Annotated in this window: 1 protein-coding gene; it reads right to left on the bottom strand. The window is 72.3% G+C overall.

Going from position 1 to position 24676, the window contains the following annotated elements:
• Window positions 1–4: 4 nt before the first annotated feature.
• Entirely contained in the window at window positions 5–24667 is a 24663-nt protein-coding gene (locus tag KY5_RS37155) for a type I polyketide synthase (RefSeq protein ID WP_098246318.1), read from the bottom strand.
• Window positions 24668–24676: the final 9 nt, after the last annotated feature.

Below are 24676 nucleotides of genomic sequence, written 5' to 3'. Positions count from 1 at the left end.
GTGCTCAGGAGTTGCCGAGTTGTTCGTCGAGCAGCGCGAGCAGCTCGTCCGCCGTCGCCGTACGCGCGTCCGTGGCGGACTCGGCCGGTTCCGTGCGGGTGTGCGCCTCGTCCCACATGGAGAGGAGCGCGCGGAGTCGGGTGCCGACGGCGGTGCTCTGCTCGTCGTCGGGCGTGAGGAGGGACAGGGCGGATTCGAGGCGGTCCAGTTCCGCGTCGATGGTCGGCGCGCCGCCGCCGGGCAGCGCGTCGAGTACGTACGCGGCGAGCGCGGACGGCGTGGGGTGGTCGAAGACGAGCGTGGCGGGCAGGCTCAGGCCCGTGGCCACGTTGAGGAGGTTGCGGAACTCGACCGAGGTCAGCGAGTCGAAGCCGAGTTCCTGGAACGCCCGGCCCGGCTCGACGAGCTTGGTGCCGTCGTGGCCGAGGACGGCCGCCGCGTACTCGCGCACCATGTCGAGCACGGCGCGTTCGCGTTCGGGTCCCGACAGGGCGGTCAGTCGGGCCGTGAGGTCGCTCGGTGCACTCGCGTCCGCGGTGTCGCGGGCGGCGGGTCCGCCGGAGAGTTCCCATAGGAGCGGGCTGGGCCGTACCGCGGTGAAGGTCGGGGCGAACAGGTCCCAGTCGATGTCCGCGACGAGCGCCATCGGGTCGCCGAGCCGGACCACCCGGTCCAGCGCGGCGATGGCCTGCTCGGGCTCCATCGGGTTCAGGCCGCGGCGGCGCAGGGAGTCGCCGAGCGCCCCTTCGGCCATGCCGCCGCCGCCCCAGGGCCCCCACGCGACCGTGGTGGCGGGCAGGCCCGCCGCCGCGCGTCGTTCCGCGAGGGTCTCCAGGAAGGTGTTGGCGGCCCCGTAGTTCGCCTGGCCCGACCCGCCGAGCGTGCCGGAGAGCGAGGAGAACATCACGAACGCGGACAGCTTGTGGTCCCTGGTCAGTTCGTCCAGGTTGATCGCGGCGTCGACCTTCGGCCGCAGCACGGCGTGCAGTCGCTCCGGGGTGAGCCCGGACAGCACGCCGTCGTCGAGGACGCCCGCCGCGTGCACGACCCCGGTGAGCGGGAACTCGTCGGGCACCGTGGCGAGCAGGGCGGCGAGGGCGTCCCGGTCCGCGGCGTCGCAGGCGGCGATCGTGACGCGGGCGCCCAACGCGGTGAGTTCCGCCCGGAGTTCCTCCGCGCCCTCGGCCGCCGGGCCGCGGCGGCTGGTGAGCAGCAGGTGCTCGGCGCCCTTGGCGATCAGCCAGCGGGCGATGTGCGCGCCGAGCCCGCCGGTGCCGCCGGTGACGAGGACCGTGCCGCTGGGGCTCCAGTCCCCGACGCGGCCCGCTGCGGCCCGGACGAGCCTGCGGACGAACAGTCCGCCGCTGCGCAGCGCGAGCTGGTCCTCGTCGCCCGCGGCGGACAGGACGCCCGCGAGACGGGTGCCCGCGCGCTCGTCGAGCGTCTCGGGGAGGTCGACCAGGCCGCCCCAGCGGTCCGGTTGTTCGAGTCCGGCGACCCTGCCGAGGCCCCAGATCATCGCCTGGTCGGGGTTCGCGGGGGCGTCGGAGCCGCCGGTGCGGGCCGCTCCTCGCGTCGCGCACCACAGGGGCGCGGCGAGGTCGTTGTCGCCGAGGGCCTGGATGAGGGCGAGGGTGGCGGTCAGGCCCGCGGAGGGCAGTTCGGGGTCGAGGGCGAGCAGGGAGAGCACGCCCGCGACGGGCTCGTCGGTGGCCACGCGCGCCGCGAGTGCCGCGCGGTCCGTCGCCTCGCCGGTCCTGACCGACAGGACGCGTGCGCCGTGCCTGCTCAGCGCGGCGGTGACGGGCTCCTCCCCCGTGCCGTCCCTGCTGACGACGAGCCAGGTGCCCGTGAGCGCCGGGGTGGGGTCGCTCATCGGCTGCCAGGTGACGCGGTAGCGCCAGCTGTCGACGGTGGAGTGCTCGGCCTGTTCGCGCCGCCACGACGAGAGCCGCGGCAGCACCGTGGCGATGGAGTCGTCGGGCGACACGGCGAGCTCGGCGGCGAGTTCACCGAGGTCGCCGTCCGCCACCGCCGCCCAGAACCGGGCGTCGACGGCGCCGGAGACGTCACCGGCGGGGGCGTCGGCGACGGCCGGCCAGAACCTGTCGCGCCGGAAGGCGTAGGTGGGCAGGTCGACGTGGGTGCCGCCGGTGGTCAGTGCGGACCAGTCGACGGGTACGCCGAGTACGTGCAGCCTGCCCGCGGCGACCGCCACGGCGAGCGTCTCGGAGCGGTCGCCGCCGCGCAGCGCGGGGACGAAGGCCGCCTCCGGCGCGGTCTCCTGGCCGAGCGCGCAGAGCACACCGCCGGGGCCGATCTCCAGGAACAGGTCGGTGCCCTGGTCGCGCAGCGTGGCGACGGCGTCGGCGAAGCGCACCGACTCGCGCACGTGGCGCACCCAGTACTCGGGCGATGCCAGCTCGTCAGCGCTCGCCTGGACGCCGGTCAGGGTCGACACGATCGGGATCGCGGGAGCCTCGTATGTGACGCTCTGAAGGACCGAGCGGAACTCGTCGAGCATCGGCTGCATGAGCGGCGAGTGGAACGCGTGGCTGACCCGGAGCCGGGTCACCTTGCGGCCCGCCGCACGCCACCGCTCGGCGACGGCCTCCGCATCGGCGGCGACACCGGAAATGACCACCGCCGAGGGCCCGTTGACCGCCGCGATGCCCACCGTCTCCGGCAGGTCGGCGGCGACCTCGTCCTCGGTCGCCTGGATCGCGACCATCGCACCGCCCTCGGGCAGCGCCTGCATCAGACCCGCACGAGCAGACACGACCTTGGCCGCGTCCGCCAGGGACCACACCCCAGATACATGTGCCGCAGCCAGCTCGCCGATCGAGTGACCAGCCAGCACGTCAGGACGTACACCCCACGACTCAAGAAGCCGGAACAGCGCCACCTCGATCGCGAACAGCGCGGGCTGCGTCACACCCGTCTCGTTCAGCGCGTCCGTGTCCTCCCCGAAGAGGACCTCACGCACCTGCGGGTCGAACTCCGCGAGGACCTGGTTCAGGGCCTCGGCGAACACCGGGTAGGCGTCGGCCAGTTCACGGCCCATGCCGAGCCGCTGCGAACCCTGGCCGGAGAACAGGAACGCGGTGCGGTGTCCCCCTGCGACGCCGGAGACCAGTTCGTTCGCGGTCCGTCCCTCGACGAGCGCCGTGAGGTTCGCGAGGAGTTCGTCGCGGTCACGGCCGACGACGACCGCCCGGTGTCCGAGGGCGGGCCGTTCGGTCGCGAGGGTGGCGGCGGCGTCGAGCGGGTCGAGGTCCGGGTGCGCCACGAGGTGGGCGCGGAGCCGTTCCGCCTGGGTCCGCAGTGCGTCCTCGCCCCGTCCCGAGACCAGCAGCGGCAGCGGGGACGCGGCGGGTCGCGGTGCGGTCTTCGGCGTCGCGGTCGCGGTGACCGGTGCCTGTTCGACGATGGCGTGCGCGTTGGTGCCGCTGAAGCCGAACGACGACACCGCGAACCGGCGCGGCCGACCCGTCTCGGGCCAGGGCCTGGCCTCGGTGAGGAGCTCGATGTCGCCGGTCGACCAGTCGACCTGCGGTGTCGGCTCGGCGACGTGCAGGGTCTTGGGCAGCGTGTCGTGCCGCAGCGCCATGACCATCTTGATGATGCCGCCGACGCCTGCCGCGGCCTGCGTGTGGCCGATGTTGGACTTCAGCGAACCGAGCCACAGGGGCTGGTCGGCGGGGCGGTCCTGGCCGTAGGTGGCGAGGAGGGCCTGCGCCTCGATCGGGTCGCCCAGCTTGGTGCCGGTGCCGTGCGCCTCCATCACGTCCACGTCGGCGGCGGAGAGCCCGGCGCTGGCGAGCGCCTGCCGGATCACACGCTGCTGGGAGGGGCCGTTGGGGGCGGTGAGGCCGTTGGACGCGCCGTCCTGGTTCACCGCCGAACCCCGTACGACAGCGAGGATCTGGTGACCGTTGCGCTGCGCGTCGGACAGCTTCTCCAGGACGAGCATGCCGACGCCCTCGCCCCAGCCCGTGCCCTCCGCGTCCGAGGAGAACGGCCTGCACCGGCCGTCGACGGAGAGCCCGCGCTGGCGGCTGAAGTCCAGGAACGCGCCCGGCGTCGACATGACCGTCACACCACCCGCCAGGGCCATGTCGCACTCCCCCGACCGCAGTGCCTGCGCGGCGAGGTGCATGGCGACCAGGGACGACGAGCACGCCGTGTCGACCGTCACGGCCGGGCCTTCGAGGCCGAACGTGTAGGACAGGCGGCCCGCCATGACGCTGGCCGCGTTGCCCGTGCCGACGTATCCCTCGACGCTCTCCTCACTGGACGCGAGGAGCGCGTCGTAGTCCTGGAGGCTGGTACCCGCGAAGACTCCGATGTCCCTGCCCCGGACCCCGGTCGGGTCGACGCCCGCGTGCTCGAAGGCCTCCCAGGAGGTTTCCAGGAGCAGTCGCTGCTGCGGGTCCATGGCCAGGGCCTCGCGCGGCGAGATGCCGAAGAACGCGGGGTCGAAGCGGTCGGCGTCGTGCAGGAAGCCGCCCTCGCGGGCGTAGGTGGTGCCGAAGTGGTCGGGGTCCGGGTCGTACAGGGCCTCCAGGTCCCAGCCCCGGTTGGTCGGGAACTCGCTGATGGCGTCGACGCCCTCGTGCACGAGCCGCCACAGTTCCTCGGGCGAGTTGGCGCCTCCGGGGTACCGGCAGCTCATGCCGACGATCGCGATCGGCTCGTCGGACACCGCCGGAGTCCTGCGCGCGGGCGCGGCGTCGACGGGCGCCCCGGCGAGTTCGGCGGCGATGTACGCGACGAGCGCCGCCGGGGTCGGGTAGTCGAAGACGAGCGTCGCGGGAAGCCGCAGCTCGGTGGCCGCGTTGAGCCGGTCGCGGAACTCGACGGCGGTCAGCGAGTCGAACCCGAGCTCCTTGAAGGCGCGTTCGGGCGCGACGGCGTGCGCCGAACCGTGCCCGAGGACCACGGCCACGTGCCCGAGCACGAGGTCGAGAAGCGCCTTGTCCCGCTCGGCCCCGGTCAGTCCCGCGAGGGACTGTGCGAGCGCGGACCCGGCGACGTGGGCGGCCGCGGCGGCCCTGCGTGCCGTGCCGCGCACCAGTGCGCGCAGCAGGTGCGGCACCTGCTCGGTGCGCGCCTGCTTGTGGAGCGCGGGCAGGTCGAGCGGTACGGGGGCGAGGAGCGTGCGCCCTGTGGAGGCCGCGGCGTCGAACAGGGCGAGGCCCTCGGCCGTGCCGAGCGGGTGCACGCCGTCGACGGTCGTCGGCAGCGTGTCGCCGTCCAGCGGCCCCCCTGCCGTCTCCCACGGGCCCCGGGCCAGCGAGATGGCGGGCAGACCGGCCGCCGCGCGGTGCTGCGCGAGTGCGTCGTGGAACGTGCTGACCGCCGCGTGGAGGCCCTGCCCCGGCGTGCCGAACGTACCGGCCGCCGAGGAGAACAGGACGAACGCGGACAGGTCCAGGTCGCGGGTCAGTTCGTGCAGGTGGTACGCCGCGTCGGCGCCGGGCCGGAACACGGTGTCGATCCGGTCCCCGGTCGGCGAGCCGGTCGTGCGGTCGTCGTCCGCGAAAGCGGTGGTGTGGACGACGGCGGAGATCCGGTGCTCGGCAAGGAGGGCGGCCAGCGCGTCGCGGTCGGCGGCGTCGCAGGCCGCGAACGTCACCTCGGCGCCCCGCGCGGTCAGTTCGTCGCGCAGTTCCACGGCGCCCGCGGCCTCGACGCCGCGCCCGCCGACCAGCAGCAGGCTGCGCACGTCGCGCTCCGCGACCAGGTGCCGGGCGACGAGCCCGCCCAGGGTGTCGGCGGCTCCGGTGACGAGCACCGTGCCGGAACCGAGCCCGGGGTCGGCCACGAGGGACTGCCGGGCCCGCGCAAGGCGCGGGGCGCTCGCCGCACCCGCGCGGAGCGCCAACTGCGGTTCGCCCGTGGCCAGTACGGCAGGCAGCGCCTCGGTCGACGCCGCCTCCTCGTCGAGGTCGACGAGGACGATCCGGTCAGGATTCTCCGACTGCGCCGAGCGCACCAGCCCCCAGACGGCGGCGTGAGCGAGATTCCGTACGTCCTCACCGTCTTCGGTGGCGACGGCGCGACGCGTCACGACGACCAGACGCGCGGCGTCGAACCGCTCCTCGCCGAGCCACGTCTGGACCGCGTCGAGCGCCCAGTGCGCGGCGGCCGCCGGATCCGCACCGGCCTCGACCGGGCAGGGCAGGACCACGAAATCGGGCTGATCCGTGTCCTGTGCCCGGGTCAGTGCTGCCAGGTCGGTCCACCGTGTCGTCGGGGCCTCGCCGTCGGACGGCGGGACCGGCACCCAGTCGACGCCGAACAGCGCCTCCTGCTCCTGTCGCGTCACCGTCGCCGTCATCGGGCGCAGCACCAGGGTGTCCACGCTCGCCACCGGAGCGCCCGTCCCGTCCGCGATCGTCAGCGCCACCGCGTCCGTGCCCGCGGGACCCGCGGGTGTCAGCCGCACGCGCAGCACCGTCGCGCCGGAGGCGTGTAGCCGCACGCGCGACCACGAGAACGGCAGCCGTCCCGCGCCGTCGTCGTCGGCCGTGAGGCCGATGGTGTGCAGCGCGGCATCGAGCAGCGCCGGGTGCAGACCGAAGCCGTCAGGCTTGACGCCGTCGGGCAGCGCGACCTCGGCGAACACCTCGTCGCCGACGCGCCAGGCGGCGCGCAGGCCGCGGAAGGCGGGGCCGTAGCCGAAGCCACCCTCGGCCATGCGGTCGTAGTAGCCGTCCAGGTCCACGGCTTCGGCTCCGGCGGGCGGCCACACGACGAGGGATTCCCCGCCTGCGCCACCGCCCGCCCGGAGCAGGCCGGTGGCGTGCCTGGTCCACGAACCGGCGTCGTCGACGTCGCCTTCGCTGGCGTAGAAGGCCAGCTCGCGGCCACCGGACGCGTCCTCGGCACCGACCGACACCTGCACCCGCACCGCACCGCTCTCGGGCAGGACGAGCGGCGTCTCCAGCGTCAGCTCCTCCACCAGGTCACACCCGACCTGGTCACCCGCACGAACCGCCAGCTCCACGAACGCGGAGCCGGGCAGCAGGGTCGAGCCCCGCACCACGGAATCGGCGAGCCACGGGTGGGTCTGCACGGACAGGCGCCCGGTCAGCAGCACGCCTTCGGTGCCACCGAGGGTGACGGCCGCACCGAGCAGCGGGTGCTCAGCCGCACCGAGCCCGGCCGCCGACACGTCGCCGACCGCCGCCAGCACGTCGGGCCAGTAGCGCTCGCGCTGGAAGGCGTACGTGGGCAGGTCGACACGGCGCGTCACGTGACCGGCGAAGAAGGCGTCCCAGTCCACGGTCACACCGCGTACGTGCAGGTGTCCCGCGGCCGTCGTGACCGCCAGCGCCTCCGGACGTTCACCGCGCAGGGCGGGGACGAAGGTGGCGTCCGACGCGGACTCCCGGCCGAGGGCGGACAGCGTGCCACCCGGGCCGACCTCGACGAACGCGCCCACACCCTCGGCGACGAGCGTGCTCACCGCGTCAGCGAAGCGCACCGACTCGCGTACGTGGCGCACCCAGTAGTCCGGCGAGCCCAGCTCGTCGGCGGTGGCGCGCACGCCGGTCAGGGTGGACACGATCGGGATCGAGGGAGCCTCGTAGGAGACGCTCTCCAGGACCTGGCGGAAGTCGTCCAGCATCGGGTCCATCAGCGGCGAGTGGAACGCGTGGCTGACCCGCAGCTGGGTGACCTTGCGGCCCGCCTCGCGCCACCGTCCGGCCACGGCCTCCACGTCGGCGGCGACACCGGAGACGACCACGGAGTTCGGGCCGTTGACCGCGGCGATGCCGACGGTGCCCGGCAGGTCCCCGGCGACCTCTTCCTCGGTTGCCTGGATGGCGACCATCGTGCCGCCCTCGGGCAGCGCCTGCATCAACCGGCCCCGCGCGGAGACCACCTTGACGGCGTCGCTCAGGGACCACACACCAGAGACGTGCGCGGCAGCCAGCTCACCGATCGAGTGACCAGCAAGGGCGTCAGGACGTACGCCCCACGACTCAAGGAGCCGGAACAGCGCGACCTCCACCGCGAACAGCGCAGGCTGCGTCACGCCCGTCTCGTTCAGCGCGTCCGCGTCCTCACCGAAGAGGACCTCACGCACCTCAGGCGCCAGCAGATCAAGCACCTCGTCCAGCGCCTCGGCGAACACCGGGAAACGGGACGCCAGTTCACGACCCATCCCCAGCCGCTGCGACCCCTGACCCGAGAACAAGAAACCCACCCGGCCCGGCTCATCAGCCACACCCGTGACCGCGCCACCGGTAGGCCGACCCTCGGCCACCGCCGTCAGCGCGTCGAGCAGCTCCGACCGGTCGGCGCCGGCCACCACCGCGCGGTGCTCCAACACCGCACGCGAGGAGATCAGCGCACGGCCCACATCCAGTACGGACAGGTCACCCGACGCCTCCACGAAGGACTTCAGACGCGCCGCCTGCTCGCGCAGCGCCTCCGCGCTCCGCGCCGACAACGCCCACGGGACGACGGTGTCGACGGTGTCGACGGGCAGCGGTTCGGGGGTTTCCGTCCGCTCGGTCTCGGGGGCCTGCTCGATGATGGTGTGCGCGTTGGTGCCGCTCACGCCGAACGACGACACACCCGCCCTACGCAGGCGACCGCTCTCCGGCCAGGGCTGAGACTCCGTCAGGAGCTCGACGGCGCCCGCGGACCAGTCCACGTGTGTGGACGGCTCGTCGACGTGGAGGGTCTGGGGCAGTACGCCGTGGCGCATCGCCATGACCATCTTGATCACACCCGCCACACCGGCCGCCGCCTGCGTGTGACCGATGTTCGACTTGATGGAGCCGAGCAGGAGCGGCCGGTCTGCGGGACGGTCCTGGCCGTACGTGGCGAGGAGGGCCTGCGCCTCGATCGGGTCACCCAGCTTGGTGCCCGTGCCGTGCGCCTCCATCGCGTCCACATCGGCGGCGGAGAGCCCGGCGCTGGCGAGTGCTTGGCGGATCACGCGCTGCTGGGAGGGGCCGTTGGGGGCGGTGAGGCCGTTGGACGCGCCGTCCTGGTTCACCGCGGAACCCCGTACGACGGCGAGGATCTCGTGGCCGTTGCGCTGGGCGTCGGAGAGCCGCTCGACGAGGAGCATGCCGACGCCCTCACCCCAGCCGGTGCCGTCGGCGGCGTCGGCGAACGCCTTCACCCGGCCGTCCTCGGCCAGCCCGCGCTGGCGGCTGAACTCGATGAACGCGCCCGGCGTCGACATCACGGTCACACCGCCGACGAGCGCCATCTCGCACTCGCCCTTCTGCAGGGACTGGCTCGCCCAGTGGAGGGCGACGAGGGAGGAGGAGCAGGCCGTGTCGACCGTGACGGCCGGGCCTTCGAGGCCGAACGTGTAGGACAGGCGGCCGGAGATGACGCTCGCGGCGTTTCCGGTGCCCACATAGCCGTCGACGTTCTCTCGTGCGGCCATCAACAGGGCCGTGTAGTCCTGGCCGTTGGTGCCGACGAACACGCCGGAACGGCTGCCGCGTACGGAGTTGGGGTCGATGCCCGCCCGCTCGAAAACCTCCCACGAGGTCTCCAGGAGGAGCCGCTGCTGCGGGTCCATGGCCAGGGCCTCGCGCGGCGAGATGCCGAAGAACTCCGGATCGAAATCCGCCACCTGGTCCAGGAAGGCACCCATGCGGCTGTACGTGGTCAACGAGTGCTCAGGGTCCGGGTCGTAGAGAGAGTCCAGGTCCCAGCCGCGGTCGGCCGGGAACTCCGACACCGCGTCCGCACCGGACTCGACGAGCCGCCACAGGTCCTCGGGCGAACCCACCCCACCCGGGAACCGGCAGCTCATCCCCACAATGACGATCGGCTCATCGGCCACACCCGTCGATACGGGACTGTCGATCACGGCATCGACGACGCCGCCCAGTAGTTCGGCGCCGAGGTAGGCGGCGAGCGCGGCCGGGGTCGGGTAGTCGAAGACCAGCGTGGCGGGGAGCGCCAGCTCCGTGGCCACGTTCAACCGGTTGCGCAGCTCGACCGAGCTCAACGAGTCGAACCCGAGCTCCCTGAACGCCCGCTCAGGCGCCACGGAATGCGCCGAGCTGTGCCCGAGCACCACCGCCACATGCCCCAACACCAAGTCGAGCAGCGTCTTCTCGCGCTCGGCCGCCGACATCCCCACCAGCGACTGCGCCAGCCCGGAACGCGCCACACGCCCCGCCACCGCCGTCCGACGGGTCGCACCACGCACCAGCGCGCGCAACAGATGCGGCACCGGCTGAGTACGCGCCTGCTTGCGGAACGCGGCCAGATCCAGCGGCACGGGCGCCAGCAGCGCACGGCCCGTGCGACCCGCCGCATCGAACAGCGCCAGGCCCTCCGCCGACCGCAATGGCAGGACACCGCCACGCGCCATCCGCCGCACATCGGCCTCGTCCAGGCTGCCCGCCATGCCGGACGCATCCGCCCACAGGCCCCAGGCCAGCGATGTCGCGGCCAAGCCGCTCGCGCGGCGGTGCTGGGCGAGCGCGTCGAGGAAGGCGTTGGCCGCCGCGTAGTTGCCCTGACCCGGACCGCCGAACACACCGGCGGCGGAGGAGAACATCACGAAAGCGGACAGGTCCAGGTCCTGCGTCAGCTCGTGCAGATGCCAGGCGGCATCGACCTTGGGCCGGAACACACCGTCGATCCGCTCGGGAGTGAGCGAGCCGATCACGCCGTCGTCCAGGACACCCGCGGTGTGCACGACGGCGGAGATCTCGTGCGCGGACAGAAGGGCTGCCACCGCATCCCGGTCGGACACGTCACACGCCGCGAACGTCACCTCGGCGCCCTGCGCGACGAGTTCATCGCGCAGCTCTGCGGCTCCCTGGGCGTCGGCGCCACGCCTGCTGACCAGCAGCAGGTTGCGCACGTCACGCTCGGCGACCAGGTGCCGGGCGACCAGGCCGCCCAGGGTGCCGGTCGCACCCGTGATCAGGACCGCACCCGTGCCGAAGCCCGGCTCGTCCACCACAGACCGGGCGGCGCGGGCCAGGCGCGGGGCGCTGGCAACACCCGCACGCAGCGCCAACTGAGGCTCACCCGTGGCCAATACAGCAGGCAGCACATCGAGGGAAGCAGCCTCATCGAGGTCGACGAGGACGATCCGGTCGGGGTTCTCCGACTGCGCCGAGCGCACCAGACCCCAGACAGCGGCATGGGCGAGATTGCGTACGTCCTCACCGTCCTCGGTGGCCACGGCGCGACGCGTCACGACGACCAGACGCGCGGCGTCGAACCGCTCCTCACCGAGCCACGTCTGGACCGCGTCGAGCGCCCAGTGCGCGGCCTCGTGCGCGTCGGCCGCCGGGTCGGAGGTGGCCTCGACCGGGCACGACAGGGCGACAAAGTCGGCCAACTCAGTGCTCGACGAAGCCAGTTCGGCAAGGTCGCTGGCCCACTCGACCGTCGGGGCGACGTCCTCGACCAACGTCACCGGCGCCCAGTCGACACCGAACAGCGCATCGTCGTGCGCGTCGGTGGCGGCCTGGACCGGAACGGCCGGAAGCAGCTCCAGCGAGTCGACGGAGGCCACCGGGGCACCGGAACCGTCCGCGACCGTCAACGACAGACCGTCCGAACCGGTGGGCGCGAGCCGCACCCGCAGCTCGGTCGCCCCGGAAGCGTGCAGACGCACACCCGACCACGAAGACGGCAGCTTGCCCGGGTCGTCGACCGCCCGCGTAACGCCGGTGGCGTGCAGCGCGGCGTCGAGCAGCGCCGGGTGCAGGCCGAAGCCCTCCGCCTGCACGCCCTCAGGCAGCGCGACCTCGGCGAACAGCGTCTCGCCCTCGCGCCAGACGGCCCGCAGGCCCTGGAACACCTGGCCGTAGCCGAAGCCGTCCTCCGCCATGTTCTCGTAGAACCCGTCCAGGTCCACGGACTCCGCACCGGCGGGCGGCCACGCGACCAGCGCCTCCCCGCCGGAACGTCCGCCGGAGCGCAGCACACCGGTAGCGTGCCGGGTCCATGAACGACCGTCCTCCATGTCACCCGCGCTGGCGTAGAAGGCCAGCTCGCGCCCGCCGGACGCGTCCTCGGCACCGACTGAGACCTGCACCCGCACCGCACCGCTCTCGGGCAGGACGAGCGGCGTCTCCAGCGTCAGCTCCTCCACCAGGTCACACCCGACCTGATCACCCGCACGGACCGCCAGCTCAAGGAACGCCGTACCCGGCAGTAGAACCGACCCCATGACCGCGTGATCCGCCAACCACGGATGCGTCTGCGTCGACAGACGACCCGTCAGCAGCACACCGTCCGTGCCACCGAGAACCACCGTCGCGCCAAGAAGCGGATGCTCGGCGGGACCGAGCCCCGCCGCCGACACGTCACCGGCGCCCGGCACCACGTCCAGCCAGTAGCGCTCGCGCTGGAAGGCGTACGTCGGCAGGTCGACGCGACGGGCCCCGCTGCCCGCGAAGTAGGCGTCCCAATCCACCTGGGCGCCCCGGATGTGCACTTCGGCGAGTGCGGTGGTCAGAGCGGACTCTTCCGGACGGTTGGTGCGCAACACCGGCACGAAGGCGGAGTCCGGCGCGGACTCCCGGCCGAGGGCGGAGAGCGTGCCGCCGGGGCCGACCTCGACGAACGTGCCCACACCCTCGGCGACCAGCGCGCTCACCGCGTCGGCGAAACGCACCGACTCACGCACGTGGCGCACCCAGTACTCGGGAGACGTCAGCTCGTCGGCCGTGGCCAGCTGGCCCGTCAGCGTCGAGACGATCGGGATCGAGGGAGCCTCGTAGGAGACGCTCTCCAGGACCTGGCGGAAGTCATCGAGCATCGGGTCCATGAGCGGCGAGTGGAACGCGTGGCTCACGCGGAGCTTGGTGACCTTGCGACCCGCCTCACGCCACTTCTCTTCCACAGCCTCCACATCAGCCGCGACACCGGAAACGACCAGCGACGACGGGCCGTTGACCGCCGCGATACCGACGGTCTCCGACAGGTCTCCGGCGATCTCTTCTTCCGTTGCCTGGATGGCGACCATCGCGCCACCCTCGGGCAGCGCCTGCATCAGACCTGCACGAGCGGAAACGACCTTGACCGCGTCCTTGAGGGACCACACACCTGCCACATGGGCCGCTGCGAGCTCGCCGATCGAGTGACCAGCCAGCACGTCAGGGCGTACGCCCCACGACTCAAAGAGCCGGAAGAGAGCCACCTCCACCGCGAACAACGCAGGCTGCGTCACCCCGGTCTCATTCAGCGCGTCCGCGTCCTCACCCAAGAGCACCTCACGCACCTGCGGATCGAACTCCGCGAGCACCTGCTCAAGCGCCTCAGCGAACACCGGGAAACGGGACGCCAGTTCACGCCCCATCCCCAACCGCTGCGACCCCTGACCCGAGAACAAGAAGCCCAACGGGCCGGTGACGGCCGCACCCATCACCACACCCGCCGCCTGCCTGCCCTCCGCCAGCGCCGTCAGCGCCGCAAGCCGCTCCTCCGCACCCTCCGCCACAACCACCGCACGCTGCTCCAACACCGCACGCGTCGTCGCCAGCGAGAAACCCACATCCACAGGGCTCAGGCCAGCCGCCCCCGAACCCAGCCGCGCTGCCTGCTCCCGCAACGCCTCCGCACTCCGCGCCGACAACACCCACGGCACCACACCACCGTCGTCGTGCGCCGTCGACTCCACGGCCTCCACCGGCTCGGCAACAGGAGCCTGCTCCACAATCACATGCGCGTTCGTGCCACTCACACCGAACGACGACACACCCGCACGCCACGGCCGGTCTGCGGCAGGCCACGGCTTGGCCTCCGTCAGGAGCTCCACAGCGCCGGCCGACCAGTCCACGTGCGTGGACGGCTCGTCGACGTGGAGCGTCTGGGGCAGTACGCCGTGGCGCATCGCCATGACCATCTTGATCACACCCGCCACACCGGCCGCAGCCTGCGTGTGACCGATGTTCGACTTGATGGAGCCGAGCAGGAGCGGCCGGTCTGCGGGACGGTCCTGGCCGTACGTGGCGAGGAGCGCCTGCGCCTCGATCGGGTCACCCAGCTTCGTGCCCGTGCCATGCGCCTCCATCGCGTCCACATCGGCGGCGACGAGCCCGGCGCTGGCGAGCGCTTGGCGGATCACGCGCTGCTGGGAGGGGCCGTTGGGCGCGGTGAGGCCGTTGGACGCGCCGTCCTGGTTCACCGCAGAGCCCCGTACGACCGCGAGGATCTCGTGGCCGTTGCGCTGCGCGTCCGACAGACGCTCCACGAGGAGCATGCCGACGCCCTCGCCCCAACCCGTACCGTCGGCGGCATCGGCGAACGCCTTGACCCGGCCGTCCTCCGCAAGACCGCGCTGGCGGCTGAACTCGACGAACGCACCCGGCGTCGACATCACCGTCGCGCCACCGACGAGGGCCATCTCGCACTCACCGGACCGGAGGGCCTGCGCGGCGAGGTGCAGGGCGACCAGGGACGAGGAGCAGGCCGTGTCGACCGTGACCGCCGGGCCTTCGAGGCCGAAGGTGTAGGACAAGCGACCGGAGATGACACTCGCGGAGATGCCCGTGCCCGCGTACCCCTCGACCATCTCCTGCGCGGCCATCAACAGGGCCATGTAGTCCTGGCCGTTGGTGCCGACGAACACGCCGGAACGGCTGCCCCGCATCGCCTGCGGATCGATGCCCGCACGCTCGAAGACCTCCCACGAGGTCTCCAGGAGCAGTCGCTGCTGCGGGTCCATGGCCAGGGCCTCGCGCGGCGAGATGCCGAAGAACTCCGGATCGAAATCCGCCACCTGGTCCAGGAAGGCACCCATGCGGCTGTACGTGGTCAACGAGTGCTCAGGGTCCGGGTCGTAGAGAGAGTCCAGGTCCCAGCCTCGGTCGGCCGGGAACTCCGACACCGCGTCCGCACCGGACTCGACGAGCCGCCACAGATCCTCGGGCGAACTCACCCCACCCGGGAAGCGGCAGCTCATCCCCACAATGACGATCGGCTCATCGGCCACACCCGTCGATACGGGACTGTCGACCACGGCATCGACGACGCCGCCCAGCAGTTCGGCGCCGAGGTAGGCGGCGAGCGCGGCCGGGGTCGGGTAGTCGAAGACCAGCGTGGCGGGGAGCGCCAGCTCCGTGGCCACATTCAGCCGGTTGCGCAGCTCGACGGAGCTCAACGAGTCGAACCCGAGCTCCCTGAACGCCCGCTCAGGCGCCACGGAATGCGCCGAGCTGTGCCCGAGCACCACCGCCACATGCCCCAACACCAGGTCAAGCAGCGTCTTCTCGCGCTCGGCCGCCGACATCCCCACCAGCGACTGCGCCAGCCCGGAACGCGCCACACGCCCCGCCACCGCCGTCCGACGGGTCGCACCACGCACCAGCGCGCGCAGCAGATGCGGCACCGACTGGGTACGCGCCTGCTTGCGGAACGCGGCCAGATCCAGCGGCACGGGCGCCAGCAGCGCACGCCCCGTGCGACCCGCCGCGTCGAACAGGGCCAGGCCCTCCACCGACCGCAGCGGCAGCACACCGCCACGCGCCATCCGCCGCACATCCGCCTCATCCAGGCTGCCCGCCATGCCGGACGCATCCGCCCACAGGCCCCAGGCCAGCGACGTCGCGGCCAGACCGCTCGCGCGGCGGTGCTGGGCGAGCGCGTCCAGGAATGTATTCGCCGCCGCGTAGTTGCCCTGACCCGGACCGCCCAACACACCAGCCACGGAGGAGAACAGGACGAACGCCGACAGGTCCAGGTCCTGCGTCAGCTCATGCAGATGCCAGGCGGCATCCACCTTGGGCCGGAACACACCATCGATACGCTCCGGTGTCAACGAACCAATCGTGCCGTCATCGAGCACACCTGCGGTGTGCACGACGGCCGAGATCTCGTGCGCGGACAGGAGGGCCGCGACCGCATCCCGGTCGGACACGTCACACGCCGCGAACGTCACCTCGGCGCCCTGCGCGACGAGTTCATCGCGCAGCTCCGCGGCCCCCTCGGCGTCGGCGCCGCGCCTGCTGACCAGCAGCAGACTGCGCACATCACGCTCGGCTACCAGATGCCGGGCGACCAGACCACCCAGGGTGCCGGTCGCACCCGTGATCAGGACCGCACCGTCACCGAAGCCCAGCTCGTCCACCACGGACTGCTGGGCCCGCGCCAGGCGCGGGGCACTTGCGGCACCCGCACGCACTGCCAACTGCGGTTCACCACAAGCCAGGAGAGAAGGCAGCATGTCCGCCGACTCCGGCTCCTCGTCGAGGTCGACGAGGACGATCCGATCGGGGTTCTCCGACTGCGCGGAGCGCACCAGGCCCCACACCGCTGCATGAGCGAGATTACGTACGTCCTCACCGTCGGCGGTGGCGACCGCGCCACGCGTCACCACGGCCAGGCGCGACGCCTCGAACCGCTCCTCCGCAAGCCACATCTGGATCGCACCAAGCGCCCAGTGCGCCGCCTCGTGCGCGTCGGCCGCCGGGTCGGAAGTGGCCTCGACCGGGCACGACAGGGCGACGAAGTCCGCCAACTCAGCCGAAGACTCAGCCAGATCAGAGACCCACTCCACGGACGACACAGCGTCCTCGACCACCGGCACCGACGCCCAGTCGACACCGAACAGCGCCTCCCGCTCCTGCCGGGGCAGCGCCACCGGGCGCAGCTCCAGCGAGTCGACGGTGGCCACCGGGGCACCGGAACCGTCCGCGACCGTCAGCGACACCCGGTCCGGACCCGTGAGCGCGAGCCGCACCCGCAGCTCGGTCGCCCCGGAAGCGTGCAGACGCACACCCGACCACGAAGACGGCAGCCCCTCCGGGACATCCGTCGCGTCCATCAGCCCGATGGCGGGCAGTACCGCTTCGAGCAGCGCCGGGTGCAGACCGAAGCCGTCGGCCTTCACGCCGTCGGGCAGCGCGACCTCGGCGAACACCTCGTCGCCACTGCGCCAGGCGGCCCGCAGACCCTGGAACACCGGACCGTACTCGAGGTCCGATCCCAGCAGTCCGTCATAGAGACCGTCGACGTCCACGGCCTCCGCACCGGCAGGCGGCCACTCGCCCAGAGGGGCCGCGGCGGCGCTCGCGCCGGACCGCAGCACTCCCGTGGCATGCCGGTGCCACGCACCGGCGTCGTCGGCGTCGCCCTCACTGGAGTAGAAGGTCAGTTCGCGCCTGCCCGACTCGTCCGCGCCGCCGACCCAGACCTGCACGCGCACGGAGCCGTTCTCGGGCAGGACGAGGGGGGTGTCCAGCGTCAGTTCCTCGATCAGGTCGCAGCCGACCTGGTCGCCCGCGCGGATCGCCAGCTCCACGAACGCGGAGCCGGGCAGCAGGGTCGAGCCGCGCACCGCGAAGTCGGCGAGCCACGGGTGCGTCCGCACCGACAGCCTGCCGGTCAGCAGCGCGCCGTCCGTGTCACCCACGGCGACAGCGGCACCGAGCAGCGGGTGCTCAGCCGCACCGAGCCCGGCCGCGGAGACGTCACCGACCGTGGGCAGCGTGTCGGGCCAGAAGCGCTCACGCTGGAAGGCGTACGTGGGCAGGTCGACGCGCCGCGCGCCACGACCGGCGAAGAAGCCCTCCCAGTCCGTGCGCACGCCTCGCGCGCACAGCCGCGCCAGCGCCGACACGAGCGCGGTCTCCTCCGTCTGTTCGGTACGCAGTACGGGGACGAACCCGGCGTCCGGCGCGGAATCCTGACCCAGGGCGGAGAGCGTGCCGCCGGGGCCGACCTCGACAAACGTGCCCACGCCCTCGGCGACCAGCGCGCTCACCGCGTCGGCGAAACGCACCGACTCACGCACGTGACGCACCCAGTACTCGGGAGACGTCAGCTCGTCGGCCGTAGCCAGCTGACCCGTCAGCGTCGACACGATCGGGATCGAGGGAGCCTCGTACGAAACACCCTCAAGCACCGTACGGAACTCGTCCAGCATCGGGTCCATCAACGGCGAGTGGAACGCGTGACTCACCCGCAGCTTGGTGACCTTGCGGCCCGCCTCACGCCACTTCTCCCCCACAGCCTCCACATCAGCCGCGACACCGGAAATCACCACCGCCGAGGGCCCGTTGACCGCCGCGATACCGACGCCGTCCGGCAGGTCCGCGGCGACCTCGTCCTCGGTCGCCTGGATCGCGACCATCGCACCGCCCTCGGGCAGCGCCTGCATCAGACCCGCACGCGCCGACACGACCTTGACCGCGTCGGCAAGGGACCACACACCCGACACATGCGCCGCAGCGAGCTCACCGATCGAGTGACCAGCCAGCACATCAGGACGTACGCCCCACGACTCAAGGAGCCGGAACAGCGCCACCTCCACCGCGAACAACGCAGGCTGCGTCACACCCGTCTCGTTCAGCGCATCGGCATCCTCACCGAAGAGGACATCGCGGACCTCAGGCGCCAGCAGATCAAGCACCTCGTCCAGCGCCTCAGCGAACACCGGGAAACGCAGGGCCAGTTCACGACCCATCCCCAGCCGCTGCGACCCCTGACCCGAGAACAAGAAACCCACCCGGCCCGGCTCGTCGGCCACGCCCGTGACCGCGCCACCGGTCGGCCGACCCTCGGCCAGCGCCTCCAACGCGGCGCGCAGCTCCGAGCGGTCGGCGCCGACGGCCACCGCGCGGTGGCTCAGCCTCGCGCGCGACGTGGCGAGCGAGTAGCCGACGTCCACGGGCTCGTGCTCGTCGATGAGGGACAGGAGGCGCTCCGCCTGGTCGCGCAGCGCGCCCTCGTCGCCCGCGGACAGCACCCACGGCACCACCGCACCGGCGTCGCGCGCCGGCGTCTCCGGGGCTTCGTCCTGTTCGACGGCAGGGGCCTGCTCGATGATGGCGTGCGCGTTCGTGCCGCTGAAGCCGAACGACGACACACCGGCCCGCCACGGCCGGTCCACGTCCGGCCACGCACGCTCGTCGGTGAGGAGTTCGACCGCGCCGGTCGACCAATCGACGTGCGAGGAAGGCTCGTTCACGTGGAGGGTCTTGGGCAGGACGCCGTGGCGCATCGCCATGACCATCTTGATGACAGCGGCGACACCGGCCGCGGCCTGCGTGTGACCGATGTTGGACTTCATCGAACCGAGCCACAGCGGCTCACCGGCCCGGTCCTGGCCGTACGTCGCGAGGAGCGCCTGCGCCTCGATCGGGTCGCCGAGCTTGGTGCCGGTGCCGTGCGCCTCGACCGCGTCCACGTCGGACGGGGTGAGACCCGCGGTCTCCAGGGCCTGGCGGATCACGCGCTGCTGGGAGGGGCCGTTGGGGGCGGTGAGCCCGTTGGACGCGCCGTCCTGGTTCACCGCGGAACCGCGTACGACGGCGAGGATCTTGTGACCGTTGCGCTGCGCGTCGGAGAGCCGCTCGACGGCCAGCATGCCGACGCCCTCGCCCCAGCCCGTGCCGTCCGCGGCATCCGCGAACGCCTTGCAGCGGCCGTCCAGAGCCAGGCCGCGCTGGCGGCTGAACTCGATGAACGCGCCCGGCGTCGACATCACGGTCACACCGCCCGCGAGCGCCATCTCGCACTCGCCCGAGCGCAGGGCCTGCGCGGCGAGGTGCAGGGCGACCAGGGACGACGAGCACGCCGTGTCCACCGTGACCGCGGGGCCCTCGAAGCCGAAGGTGTAGGAGAGGCGTCCGGAGGCCACGCTCGCCGCGTTGCCCGTCGCCACGTAGCCGCCGACGTCCTCGGCGGACTCGCCTATGACGTGGGTGTAGTCCTGCATGTTCGAGCCGACGAACACGCCGACGCGCCCGCCGCGGATCGCGTTCGGGTCGATGCCCGCGCGCTCGATGGCCTCCCAGGAGGTTTCGAGGAGGAGCCGCTGCTGCGGGTCCATGGCGAGGGCCTCGCGCGGCGAGATGCCGAAGAAGGCCGCGTCGAAGCCGCTCACGTCCGACAGGAACGCGCCCGAGCGCGAGTACGAGGTCCCCACGCCGTCCGGGTCGGGGTCGTACAGCCCCTCCAGGTCCCAGCCGCGGTCGGTCGGGAAGTCCGACACCGCGTCCTCGCCGGACAGCAGCACCTGCCACAGTCCCTCGGGGCTGGTGACGCCGCCCGGGAAACGGCACGCCATGCCCACGATCGCGATCGGCTCGTCCGCCACACCGGATGTGAGCGCGGGAGTCGTGGGCGCGAAGTCCACGCCCGCACCGGACAGTTCGGTCCGCAGGTGAGCCGCGAGATCAGCAGCGGTCGGATAGTCGAAGACCAGGGTCGAGGGCAGGGCCATGCCCGTGACCTCGCTCAGTCGGCTGCGCAGCTCCACCGCCGTCAGCGAGTCGAAGCCGAGGTCACGGAAGGCACGGTTCGCGGAGAACGCGTCGGCCGACACGTGTCCCAGAACCGCCGCGGCCTCGTACCGCACCAGTTCGGTGAGCTGCCGCTCCTGCTCCGCCGCGTCCAGACCCGCGAGTCGTTGCGCGAGCGCCGACGAACCCTGCTCGGCCGCCTTGACCTCGAACATGGCCCGCACCTGCGGGAGTTCGCTCAGCAGCGGGCTCGGCCGCTGCGCCGTGAACGTGGCCGCGAACCGCTCCCAGTCCATGTCGGCGATGGCGACGTTCCCGTCACGCCTGTCCAGCGCCGTGGCCAGACCCATGATCGCGGCCGCCGGGGCCATCGCGGGCAGGCCGAGCCGACGCAGCTGCGCCGCGGCGTGCCTCCCCGCGTTGGCGACCATGCCGCCGTCGGCCCACGGGCCCCAGGCCACCGCGGTGGCGGGCAGACCCGCCGCCCTGCGGTGCTCGGCGAGGGAGTCCAGGTAGGCGTTGGCGGCCGCGTAGGCGCCCTGGCCGCTGCTGCCCCAGATACCGGCGATCGAGGAGAACAGCACGAACGCGTCCAACGGCGCGTCGGCGAGCAGCTCGTGCAGGTTGCGCGCGCCGTCGGCCTTGGCGGCGAGCACGCCGGCGAGGTCGTCGGCCTCCAGGTGGGCGAGGGACGCCGAACGCTCCACGCCCGCCGCGTGCACCACGGCCGTGAGCGGGAACTCCTCGGGCACCGAGGCCAGCAGCTCCGCCAGGGCATCCCGGTCGGCGACGTCGCAGGCCGCCACCGTGACGCGGGCGCCGAGCGCGGTCAGCTCCGCGCACAGGTCCTCGGCTCCGTCGGTAGCCAGCCCACGACGGCTGGTCAGCAGCAGGTGCTCGGCGCCGTTGCCCGCGAGCCAGCGCGACACATGCCCGCCGAGCGCGCCGAGTCCGCCGGTCACCAGGACCGTGCCGCGCGGCGTCCAGCCCTCTCCGGACAGCACCTTGCCCACCGGGGCGGGCACGAGGCGCCGACCGAGGATCTCGCCTCCGCGTACGGCGACCTGGTCCTCGCCACTCGCCCCGGCGAGGACCGAAGCCAGCAGGTCACCCGTCGCCACGTCGGCCGTCTCCGGCAAGTCGACCAGACCGCCCCAACGACCGGACTGCTCCAGCCCGGCCACCCGGCCGAGACCCCACACCATCGACTGCTCGAACCCGGCCACCAGGTCGCCCGGCGCCGCCGACACCGCCCCCGACGTCAGGCACCACAACGGCGCCGACACACCCGCCACGCCGAGCGCCCGCACCACACCCACCGTGTGCGCGACACCCGCGTCCGCGAGCCCCAGGAGCGAGACGACACCGCTCAGCACGGGCAGCTCGTTCAACTGCTCGGCCCAGTCGACCGATTCCAGGTCCACCGTCAGGACATGCGCCTGCGCGCCGTTCCTGACCAGTGCCTCCCGCACCCACTCGGTCCGGTCCTCGCCCACCGGAGCGACGACCAACCACGTGCCATCGAGGCGCCGAGTCCCGGCGGCCACCGACCGCCACTCGACCCCGTACCGCCAGCCCTCCACGGCGGACCGGTCCCGCTGCTCCTTGCGCCACGCGGAAAGCCGGGGCAACACCGCACTCAGCGGGTCCTCCGACGACATGTCCAGCGTCCGCGCGAAGTCCGCGACATCGCCCTCCTCCACGGCCTCCCAGAACCGCGCTTCCACCGGAGACATCCGCCCGACGCCCTCACCCACCGGCAGGGCGTCCAGCCAGAAACGCTCACGCTGGAAGGCGTACGTCGGCAGATCGACGCGGCGCGCCCCGCTGCCCGCGAAGTAGGCGGTCCAGTCGATCGCCACGCCCCGCGTGTGCAGCGCGGCGACCGTGGTGACGAGCGCGGTCTCCTCGGACCTGTCCGCGCGCAGCGCGGGCAGGAACACCGCGTCGGGCGCGCTCCCCAGGCCGAGTGCGGCCAGCGTGCCGCCGGGGCCGACCTCGACGAACACGGCGACGCCCTGCTCGCGCAAGGCCACGACGGCGTCGGCGAAGCGCACCGACTCGCGGACATGCCGCACCCAGTAGCCGGGGGACGTCAGCTCGTCGGCCGTGGCCAGCTGGCCCGTCAGCGTCGAGACGATGGGAAGCGTGGGAGCCTCGTAGGAGACGCTCTCCAGGACCGCGCGGAAGTCATCGAGCATCGGGTCCATCAGCGGCGAGTGGAACGCGTGACTCACGCGGAGCTTGGTGACCTTGCGGCCCGCCTCACGCCACTTCTCCCCCACGGCCTCCACGTCAGCGGCGACACCGGAAATCACCACTGCGGAAGGCCCGTTGACCGCCGCGATGCCCACCGTCTCCGACAAGTCGGCCGCGACCTCGCCCTCGGTCGCCTGGATCGCGACCATCGCGCCGCCCTCGGGCAGCGCCTGCATCAGACCCGCACGCGCCGACACGACCTTGACCGCGTCGGACAGCGTCCACACACCCGCGACATGCGCCGCTGCAAGCTCGCCGATCGAGTGACCAGCAAGCACATCAGGACGTACACCCCACGACTCAAGAAGCCGGAACAGCGCCACCTCCACCGCGAACAACGCAGGCTGCGTCACACCCGTCTCGTTCAGCGCATCCGCGTCCTCACCGAAGAGAACCTCACGGACCTCAGGCGCCAGCAGATCAAGCACCTCGTCCAGAGCGGCAGCGAACACCGGGAAACGCTGAGCCAGTTCACGACCCATCCCCAGCCGCTGCGAACCCTGCCCCGAGAACAGGAAACCCAGCAGGCCGGTGACGGCCGCACCCGTCACCACCCCCGCCGCCTGCCTGCCCTCCGCCAGCGCGGCCAGAGCCGCAAGCCGGTCCTGCGCACCCTCCGCCACAACCACCGCACGCTGCTCCAACACCGCACGCGTCGTCGCCAGCGAGAAACCCACATCCACAGGGCTCAGGTCAGCCGCCCCCGAAACGAGCCGCGCCGCCTGCTCCCGCAACGCCTCCGCACTCCGCGCCGACAACACCCACGGCGCCACACCACCGTCGTCGTGCGACGTCGGCTCCACGGCCTCCACCGGCTCGGCAACAGGAGCCTGCTCCACAATCACGTGTGCGTTCGTGCCACTCACACCGAACGACGACACACCCGCACGCCGCAGACGACCCGTCTCCGGCCACGGCTGAGACTCCGTCAGGAGCTCGACGGCGCCCGCCGACCAGTCCACGTGTGAGGACGGCTCATCGACGTGCAGGGTCTGCGGGAGCAGACCATGCCGCATCGCCATGACCATCTTGATAATGCCCGCCACACCGGCAGCGGCCTGCGTGTGACCGATGTTCGACTTCACCGAACCCAGCCACAACGGCCGGTCCGCGTCACGGTCCTGGCCGTACGTCGCGAGGAGCGCCTGCGCCTCGATCGGGTCACCGAGCGTCGTGCCCGTGCCGTGCGCCTCGACCACGTCCACGTCGCCCGGGGCGAGGCCCGCGCCGGTGAGGGCCTGGCGGATCACACGCTGCTGGGACGGGCCGTTCGGAGCGGTCAGACCGTTCGACGCGCCGTCCTGGTTCACCGCCGAACCCCGTACGACAGCGAGGATCTCGTGGCCGTTGCGCTGAGCGTCGGACAGACGCTCCACGAGCAGCATGCCGACGCCCTCGCCCCAACCCGTGCCGTCGGCGGCATCGGCGAACGCCTTGCAGCGGCCGTCGGCGGAGAGGCCGCGCTGGCGGCTGAACTCGATGAACGAGCCCGGTGTGGACATCACCGTCACACCGCCGACGAGCGCCAGTTCACACTCGTCCTTCTGGAGTGCCTGCGCCGCCAGGTGCAGGGCGACCAGGGAGGAGGAGCAGGCCGTGTCGACGGTGACCGCCGGGCCTTCGAGGCCGAACGTGTACGACACGCGGCCGGAGATGACGCTCGCCGAGATGCCCGTACCCGCGTACCCCTCGACTGCTTCCTGATTGGCCATCAGGAGCTGTGCGTAGTCCTGGCCGTTGGTGCCGACGAAGACTCCGGCGCGGCTGCCGCGTACGGAGTTGGGGTCGATGCCCGCCCGCTCGAGCGCCTCCCAGGAGGTCTCCAGGAGCAGTCGCTGCTGCGGGTCCATGGCGAGGGCCTCGCGCGGCGAGATGCCGAAGAAGTCCGCGTCGAACTCCATCGCCTCGTGCAGGAAGCCGCCTTCACGTGTGTACGTGGTGCCCGAGTGGTCGGGGTCCGCGTCGTAGAGGGACTCCACGTCCCAGCCGCGCTCGACGGGGAACCCGGACACCGCGTCCGCACCGGACTCGACGAGCCGCCACAGGCCCTCGGGCGAGTTCGCGCCACCGGGGAAGCGGCAGCTCATGCCGACGATCGCGATCGGCTCGCCCGCCTTCTCCTCGACCTCGCGCAGGCGTTGCTTGGTCTGCCGCAGGTCGGCGGTCAGGCGCTTCAGGTAGTCGAGGACCTTGTCGTCGGTCGACATGTGCGTGCT

The sequence above is a fragment of the Streptomyces formicae genome, from assembly GCF_002556545.1.
Lineage (GTDB): Bacteria > Actinomycetota > Actinomycetes > Streptomycetales > Streptomycetaceae > Streptomyces > Streptomyces formicae_A.
The sequence above is the reverse complement of the archived record's forward strand: the minus strand, read 5'-3'. Positions and strand labels throughout refer to the sequence as shown.